This window comes from Draconibacterium sp., from assembly GCF_041583095.1.
Taxonomy (GTDB): Bacteria; Bacteroidota; Bacteroidia; order Bacteroidales; family Prolixibacteraceae; genus Draconibacterium.
Genome location: NZ_JBFHGM010000211.1, coordinates 1 through 8,866 on the forward strand (window position 1 = coordinate 1; position 8,866 = coordinate 8,866).

The 8,866-nt window shown below is 40.9% G+C and carries 8 protein-coding genes; 5 read left to right on the forward strand and 3 right to left on the reverse strand.

From position 1 onward, the window contains the following. Positions 1 to 991: DegT/DnrJ/EryC1/StrS family aminotransferase (locus tag ABZB17_RS16735; protein WP_372651760.1), on the reverse strand; the 991-nt coding region annotated here is incomplete at its 3' end. Between the two features lie 53 nt (positions 992 to 1,044). On the opposite strand from ABZB17_RS16735, the gene ABZB17_RS16740 reads away from it, so the two are divergent. Next, positions 1,045 to 1,578 carry a DNA-3-methyladenine glycosylase gene (locus ABZB17_RS16740; protein WP_372651762.1) on the forward strand — a complete coding sequence of 178 codons (534 nt, stop codon included), beginning with the start codon at positions 1,045 to 1,047 and terminating at the stop codon, positions 1,576 to 1,578. Between the two features lie 232 nt (positions 1,579 to 1,810). Here ABZB17_RS16740 and ABZB17_RS16745 read toward each other — a convergent pair whose 3' ends face one another. Together ABZB17_RS16745 and ABZB17_RS16750 are read right to left on the reverse strand one after the other, a co-directional pair. Next, positions 1,811 to 3,253, reverse strand: a complete 1,443-nt coding sequence (locus ABZB17_RS16745) for an MFS transporter (RefSeq protein ID WP_372651764.1) — start codon at positions 3,251 to 3,253, stop codon at positions 1,811 to 1,813. Positions 3,254 to 3,753: 500 nt separating this feature from the next. Further along, on the reverse strand, positions 3,754 to 4,248 hold the full coding sequence (locus tag ABZB17_RS16750) for a response regulator (RefSeq protein WP_045025983.1): 495 nt from the start codon (positions 4,246 to 4,248) through the stop codon (positions 3,754 to 3,756). 143 nt (positions 4,249 to 4,391) lie between these two features. Here ABZB17_RS16750 and ABZB17_RS16755 point away from each other — a divergent pair, with 143 nt between their 5' ends. From ABZB17_RS16755 to ABZB17_RS16770, 4 genes are all read left to right on the forward strand, one after another. Further along, the gene (locus tag ABZB17_RS16755) at positions 4,392 to 5,156 is read left to right on the forward strand and encodes a type III pantothenate kinase (RefSeq protein WP_372651766.1); all 765 of its coding nucleotides are present in this window, start codon (positions 4,392 to 4,394) and stop codon (positions 5,154 to 5,156) included. Between the two features lie 99 nt (positions 5,157 to 5,255). Beyond that, positions 5,256 to 7,175, forward strand: coding sequence for a 1-deoxy-D-xylulose-5-phosphate synthase (gene dxs, locus ABZB17_RS16760; protein ID WP_372651768.1), 1,920 nt, complete (start codon positions 5,256 to 5,258; stop codon positions 7,173 to 7,175). 119 nt (positions 7,176 to 7,294) lie between these two features. Continuing rightward, entirely contained in the window at positions 7,295 to 8,476 is a 1,182-nt protein-coding gene (locus ABZB17_RS16765; RefSeq protein WP_372651770.1) for a sensor histidine kinase, read from the forward strand. A gap of 168 nt (positions 8,477 to 8,644) precedes the next feature. Next, positions 8,645 to 8,866 (forward strand): DUF177 domain-containing protein (locus tag ABZB17_RS16770; RefSeq protein ID WP_372651771.1); only part of this gene is annotated, 222 nt, incomplete at its 3' end.

An 8,866-nucleotide genomic window follows, 5' to 3' on the forward strand; every position in this document is an offset into this window, starting at 1 on the left:
CCATCGAAGGAATCCCATGGCTTTCCAGACAGGTTTTTAACTCGTCGCGCCGCTCGGATTGAATGGTATATTGATGAAAAGTATGCGTGCTATATTCTGTTCGCGCAGGAATTTTCAGTCCGTTCAAATTATTCAAATACTCATCATAAAACCGGGCAGCCATTTGTCTGGCGTCTATATGTTTATCGATGTACTTTAGTTTCACCTCAAGAATCGCTGCCTGTATACTATCGAGCCTTGAATTTATTCCAATACGCTCGTATTCATATTTTGCTTTCATTCCGTGATTGGCAATAGAACGAATTGCGTCGGCAAATTTTACATCGCTAGTATAAACAGCACCACCATCGCCAAATGCACCCAGATTTTTTGACGGGAAGAATGAATTACAGCCGATATGCCCGATTGTTCCGGCTTTCTTTTTCGTACCGTCAGAGAACAGATAATCCGTCCCAAATGCCTGACAAGCATCTTCTACGATATATAAATCATGGTTTTTTGCAATGTTTACTACTGCTTCCATATTGGCACATTGCCCGAAAAGATGTACCGGTAAAATTGCTTTTGTTTTTGGCGTAATGGCCTTCTCAACTTGCGCTGCCTCCAGATTGAATGTATCCGGACAAACATCAACAAAAACAGGCTTAAGCCCCATTAACTCCAAAACTTCAACGGTTGACACAAACGAAAAAGCAGTAGTAATTACCTCGTCTCCCGGTTTTAGATCCAGGGCCATAAAGGCCAGCCGAAGTGCATCGGTACCATTTCCACACGTAATTACATTGGTATTCAGATATTCGGCCAACTTCGCTTCAAAATCAAGCACCTTCCCACTTTTAATAAACCGGGTAGATTTAATCACCTCCTGAATGGCATTGTCAATCTCCGCCTTCATGGTTAGGTATTGCCCGTAAATATCGGTCATGTGGATGGTTTGCATTCCGCTTATCTTGTTTTTTAATAAACTATAAAAGTATAATTTTAGTGCCACAATAAATCATTAGATTTTTATTTCGCATATTCCCGGTCAGTTAGCGATAAAATATGAGAACAGATTCCAGTCGAATACCAAATTCTTTCTTCCTGCGCGATGTAACCCAGGTAGCCCCCGAGTTACTCGGAAAATTATTGGTACGACGATTTGAGGATGGCACCATACAAAAGTTCGTAATTACCGAAACCGAAGCCTATCGCGGAGGTGAAGACAAAGCCTGCCATGCCAACAAAGGCTTAACTCCCCGCACCAAAGTAATGTTCGAAAAAGGAGGCCTGGTATATGTTTACCTGATTTACGGAATGTACTGGATGCTAAACTTTGTCACAGGCGAGGCGGGAGACTCTTCTGCAGTTTTAATACGTGGAATTGAAGGAATAAACGGACCAGGCAGAGTGGGCCGCGCACTGCAGCTCGACCAAAGTTTTTATGGTGAAAACCTTGGCTCATCAGAAAGAATATGGGTTGAAGACACGGGAGAAAATCCCCAATTCATAAGCGCTCCGCGTGTTGGAATCGACTATGCCGGCGAACCCTGGATTAGCAAGCCCTGGCGCTATATTGTAAAGGAATCCGCAATGTAGAATTCTCAATATTCAATTCCCATGAAAAACAAGCTGAATATTCTAAATTGAAAATTGGTTATTGGATATAAGTTCGACTAAATAAAAATTTTCAAAGTAGAATAATCAATTTTCAGGCTACGAGTATCGAGAATCAAATATCCGGCATCCAGCATCAAAATATCCAATATTGAATTCTCAATATTCAATTTTCAACAGAAACTGAAAACTTCGACTGATTACTGAAAACTTCTTACTTCCCTCCCATTACAAATCGATCATACAACCACAAGAAAATAACTGCCGAAACTGCAATACCCGAAAATGCCATCCAAATATTTGAAGGATGATAACTCTGCCACAAATAATTGGTCAGTTCCACTTGTGTCATATTCATTTTGTCGGCTGCCTGGGCGAAAAAGTCGTTTTTAGTAAAATCTGCCGAATATTCTGCCGGAAACTGTATTCCACGATTAACTACTTCCTTTTGCAACAGGAAATACTTATCGGCGATACCCTCGTAAAAGTCGCCGGAAAGCCAACCCGCCAGTTTGTGGGCAGCGGCTATTGGCAAAAACGACGTTCCCATATATAAAGCTTTTTGATCGGCCGGAGCAATTTTACCCACATATTCGGTAAACTTTGGAGAGCTTCCCATTTCGCCAAGTGCAAAGATTAAAACACCCAACAGAATTAACCAGCCACTTTGTGTTGAGAACATCAACCCAAGACCACCGGCAAGCACAAGAATCCCCCCCATCATGGCAGCCAGGGGGCGGAAGCGCATAACAAAAGCTGAAACCATTAGCTGAAAGACAATGATAAAGAAGGAGTCCATACTGGTCATCGATACGGCACTGATTGTTCCGTTATCTCCAATTGTTTCGGCCAGCCATGGCCATACCGCATGTAATCCGTTATAAACCGAAGTGGTATCAATCCACTGGTCAACAAATATTGGAAACGAATAATACAACTGGTTAAAAGCAGTCCAGAATAAGATCATGATCACCAGGAAAAGCACATATTTCCAGTTCTGAAGCGTGATCCAGATATTTTTAATCGCTTGCGCAATATTTTGTAACAATGATTTACCATCCTTTTCAACTCCGGGTTCGCGAAACATAAAAAGTGTGAGCAATACATTCACTCCAATGGCAGCTACCGACATGTAAAATACCCACGACCAACTTAATTTTAACAACGCTCCGGCGATAAAAGGACCGATAAATCCACCAATATTTATCATCATATAAAAAATACCAAAACCAATTGAGGCAGTTTTTTCATTGGTAGTTTTTGCGATCATAGCCGAAATAATTGGTTTAAAAAACGCGCCACCAATACAGGTCCACATAAAAGCAAAATAAACGGGCCAATAAGAGTTAAAGCTGCTAATCATTAAAAACCCGGTGATATAAATGCTAAAGGCCAGCAATAAAATTCGTTTATATCCTACTTTGTCGGCAATGGCTCCGGTAATCACAGGTAAAAAGTACAACAATGCTGAACTGGTTCCCATAATTGCTCCCTTTTCGGCATTCGAAAAACCAAGTGCTCCGGTATCGGTCGAACCTACCAAAAACAGCGGAAAAGCCAGGTAAAAACCATACCACGCCCAACGCTCAAATAATTCAATAGTGTTTGAAGTCCAGAAACTTTTACTGTATCCTTTTAATACTGAAAGAACTGCCATTTTTCGATAAATTTAGATGAAGCGCGTAAGGTAACATTTTTCGAAATATGTTCATCACCTCAATCCCGTAGAGCTGACATAACACATAAAAAAAATGAGGAAAGTTTTCAGTTGGCAGTCGCAGTAAACAGTTTAGCAATTTATCAATAGAACAATTTAGCAGTAGATCGCGAATGAGTTATTGAGGGAATGAGGAACAATTGAATAATGAATTTCGAATGAAGATTAACGATATTAGATTTCAGAAGTGGGAGGAAAGTTTTCAGTTGGCAGTCGCAGTAAACAGTTTAGCAGTTTATCAATAGAACAATTTAGCAGTAGTAAACAAATCTATTGTGTCCTATGTACCTAATGTGGTTCATTTCTTAGTGTCTTTGAGTCTTTGTGTTTAATTCAGTCGCAGTTTTCAGTTTAGCAATTTTACAATAGAGCAATTTCGCATTAACGTGAATGAGTAATTGAGTAATTGAGGAGCAGGTAAATTTCAAAACCATTACGCATCACAAGCCCACATCGAAAAAGACCGATACAAAGGTGATGATCATTATAATAAGGAACAATGCAATAAAGAAAACAAGCACTCCCAGTTTGAAACTGAACCTTTTTTTCTCCTGTTTTGTCGAGTCTTTAAGTCGCTCTATCGATTCAACCAGTTTTTGGGGCGCCTGATCGTTTTTAATGATGTAGTCGGCCGCACCCAACTTCATAATTTTAACGGCTGTATCCACTTTACTTTGCGCACTCAGAAAGATAAAATCAATATGGCTGTATTCGCGCTCTACCTGAAGCATAAATTCCAAACCACTTGTACCTTCGGTTGAATAATCTAAAATTATAATATCCGGCTTTAAATGTATTTGTTTGAGACATTCATCTCCGTTTTTAAAAACTTTCAGATTCGAAAACTTGTTCGATTGCAAATAACCGACAATAAGATCTTTGTAAACGGTACTGTCTTCGATCAGAAAAATTAAAGGATTTTTTGTCTCTTGCATAATTTTAGAAATAGTGTTAGCGCTGCACTAAAAATAACATTAATTTATTTAGAAAACAACAGAGCTAATATGCGCAAAAAACCCGTTACAATTCGCAACTGACAGCAGAAAAAGGTACTTTTGAAAATTTAATACACAAATATATGTTACTGGCAATCGACATAGGAAACACAAACATTGTTTTTGGAATATATAAAAATGAAGAATGGGTAAACCACTGGCGCATTCAAACCGATCAACTGAAAACGGCCGACGAATATGAGGTTATTTTCCGGTCGCTGTTAACCGCCGGAAAGATCTGCCGCACCGAAATATCACGGATTATTTTATGCAGTGTGGTGCCTTCGCTTGTTCATCCTTTTCGCGAAATGTTATCGGGTTTATTCGACAATGCGGTTATCAACCACCTTAACCCCGAGATCTATAATCGTTTACCCATTAAAGTTCTCAATCCATACGAAATTGGAGCCGACCTGGTTGCCAATGCCACGGCTGCCTACCAAAAATATGGCAACAATACTATGGTTATTGATTTTGGTACTGCTTTAACGTTCACAACCATTGGTAAAGATTCGGAAATTTTAGGTGTTGCCATTGCGCCCGGTTTACGCACCGCCGTTGGCGCTCTTGCCGGAAAAACTGCACAATTACCGCAAATTCATATTGCGCCTCCGCCATCGGTTTTGGGCGAAAACACCATTCATGCCATTCAGTCGGGAATTATTTTCGGCTACACCGGATTGGTAGATTCGATGATTGAACGTACCGAAAAAGAACTGGGCGAATCGCTTAACGTTGTAGCTACCGGAGGGCTAAGTGCAATAATCGCTCCGTTAACAAAAAATATTAAATTCTGCGAGCCCATGCTAACGCTCGAAGGGCTGGCTCAAATCAATTCATTTATATAACATCAGTGATCTCATACTTTTTTACAAGTAATTTTATTTCTTTTGCAGTGAACAAACTGTAGCAGAACAGTTGTTATTGTTTCAGTAATTTTTGGAAAAATGGAAGACGCGAAGGGGAAGCTGCTTGAATCAATAAACAATCCCGACGATCTAAAAAAAATACCGGTTGACCAGCTCGAAGACGTTTGTCAGGAGTTGCGCGATTATATTATCGATGTGGTTTCAACCAATCCGGGGCACTTCGGAGCCAGTCTGGGAGTTGTTGAGCTCACTGTTGCCCTGCATTACGTATACAATACGCCTTACGATCAGTTGGTGTGGGATGTGGGCCATCAGGCTTACGGACACAAAATACTTACCGGACGAAGAGATCAATTCGATACCAACCGGAAATACAAAGGACTTAGCGGATTCCCAAAACGTAGCGAAAGCGAATACGATGCTTTTGGTGTCGGACACTCGTCAACATCTATTTCTGCCGCATTAGGAATGGCCATTGCTTCCAGAATTAAAGGAGAACAAGAGCGTAAGGTGGTTGCTGTTATTGGCGATGGCGCCATGACCGGAGGAATGGCTTTTGAAGCATTAAATAACGCAGGAGGCGAAAATGCCGATATCCTGGTTATTCTTAACGACAACAATATGGCCATCGACCCAAGTGTTGGTGGACTGAATAAATACCTGCTCAACATTTCGAAGTCCGACACCTACAACCGGATGAAACACGATGTTTGGGAAGGACTGGGAAAACTGGATGGTTTTGGAAAGAAGGCACGTAAGTTTATCCAGAAAAACCAGCATGCACTGAAAAACATGATCCTGAAAGAGAACAATCTTTTCGAAGCGTTCAACTTCAGGTATTTCGGCCCGATTGACGGACACGATGTGCGGTATTTAACCAATGCATTAAACGACCTGAAAGATATTCCGGGGCCAAAACTCTTGCATGTAATCACCCAAAAAGGTAAAGGTTTTAAACAGGCCGAAATTCATCAAACCAAATGGCACGCGCCGGGTATTTTCGATAAGGAAACCGGAGAAATTTACAAGTGCGATTGCAAAATTGATCAAGCACCAAAATTCCAAAATGTATTTGGAGACACTCTGGTTGAGCTGGCAGAGAAAAACGAGAAAATTGTGGGGATAACTCCTGCCATGCCTACCGGTTGCTCTATGAATAAAATGATAGAACAGATGCCGGGTCGTGCTTTTGATGTGGGAATTGCCGAGCAACACGCCGTTACTTTTTCGGCAGGACTTGCAGCGCAAGGTATGGTTCCGTTTTGTAATATCTACTCTACATTTATGCAGCGTGCCTACGACCAGGTGATACACGATGTGGCCATTCAGAAATTACCCGTAATTTTCTGTCTTGACCGCGGAGGTCTGGTAGGTGAAGACGGGCCTACACACCATGGCGTTTTTGATATTGCTTATATGCGTTCGGTCCCGAATATGATTGTATCGGCACCAATGGACGAGATTGAGTTGCGCAACCTCATGTATACCGCGCAACTGGAAGAAATTAACCAGCCATTTTCAATACGCTACCCACGTGGTTGTGGAATAATTGCCGACTGGCAAAAGGAATTCGAAAAAATTGAAATTGGAAAAGGCCGGAAATTAAACGATGGCAGCGACATTGCTTTATTGTCGATAGGAAAAACCGGAATCTTTGCACAACGGGCAGTAAAATTACTGGCCAGCAACGATATTTCGGCTGCCCACTATGATATGCGTTTCGTAAAACCGCTCGATACTGAAATGCTTACAGAAATCATGGAGAATTTCGAGCAGATCGTAACCATCGAAGACGGTAGTATTCAGGGCGGATTTGGAAGTGCGATTCTTGAATTTATGGCCGAAAACGGTTTCACCAATAAAATAAAAATACTTGGAATTCCTGATCAGTTTATCGAACACGGAACTCCCGAGGAACTTTACAGGGAATGCGGTATCGATACTCAAGGTATTGTTATCACTGCAAAACAATTAGTTGGTAAAACAAAAATCGTTTAAATAGCTGGTCACAATAATATTCAAAATTTAGATTACCCCTTTATTTCGGCAATCCGTTTATCAGTATAATATTTTTATCTTTAAGTCGTTCTGAAGAATGTACTTAAAAACCATTTGCATTGGACATTTATCTTAAACGACGACGGGGAAAAATTTTACTGCTCATCTTTGCTGTTCTTATCGGAGTAGCATCAATGCTATACACCAACTGGCTAACCAAAAAAATGGGCAACGAAGAACGCAACAAGGTTGAAATCTGGGCCGATGCGATAAAGGGAATCAATAATGCTACCATCGAAATCACCACGCCCGAAATGGCTCAGCTCCAAACGCGTTATCTCCAGTTTCTGGGTACGGTTAGCGAGAAAAACACAACTATTCCCATCCTGATATTAAATCCTGACGGGACTTTTAACACCGACCGAAATATTGCCTACCGCGAAGACCGAAAAGAAGAAGTGCTGCAACGCGAACTAAAAAAAATGCAGGATTATGCAGCGCCAATCCCAATCGATTTAGGCGACGATTATAAACTAATGTTGTACTACCGCGAATCAACAATTCTGCGAAACCTGCAGTTGTACCCCGTTATACAACTGGCGGTTATAATGATATTTATTCTGGTTGCCTATTTTGCGTTTGTGGCTACCAACCGTGCCGAGCAAAACCAGGTGTGGGTGGGCATGTCGAAAGAAACAGCGCACCAGCTGGGCACTCCTATATCGTCGTTAATGGCATGGATTGAACTGCTAAAGTTGAAAGATGTTGATCCCAATCTGATTAAAGAACTGGAGCAGGATACTTCGCGGCTGGAACGAATTACCGAACGTTTTTCAAAAATCGGATCAAAACCGGAATTGCTGCGCGTTAACCTCATCGAAGTATTGAATTCGGCCGTTTCGTACCTGAAACGACGTTCGTCGGATAAGGTGAAGTTTGAGCTGAATTACGACACCAACGCCTACATTGAAACACCATTAAATGCGGCTCTGTTCTCGTGGGTAATTGAGAATTTATGCAAAAATGCCATCGATGCGATGAGCAATAACGGCACCATTTCTATCGATGTAAAAGAAAAAGAAAAGCAGGTAAATATTGACCTCACCGATACCGGATGCGGTATTTCTAAAAATCATCAGAAATCGATTTTCCATCCCGGCTTTTCAACCAAAAAACGCGGCTGGGGTTTAGGCCTTTCCCTGGCAAAACGAATTGTTGAAATATACCACAAAGGCAAAATTTTCATCAAATCATCAGAAATGGGAAAAGGAACCACATTCCGAATTATTCTGTACAAATAAAATCAAAACAATAACGAGCAATCCTGTTGTGTTCGATCGCCGAACTTCGCACTAATGCAAATGGCTCAGGTTTAACTGTTTTGATTTGGAAAGAATTTTGAAATATTTCAAAGTTTTCTTTAACTGTTAATAAAAAATTTATACTTTTGCATCCACTTTTTTGGAATCGTGAGCTGGAAGAGCAAATATAATATTGAGTTTAAAGGCCTTAAAGAAGGCCTGCACGATTACCAATTTGAGGTGAACGATAAGTTCTTTGTACATTTTGAGGAGAGTCTGGTTGACAACGGGGAAGTTAGCGTAAAAGTTGAACATGAAAAACGAAGTGCATTTCTGAAACTAAGTTTTGCACTTGAAGGATGGTTGGAGCTTGTATGCGACCGCTGCCTC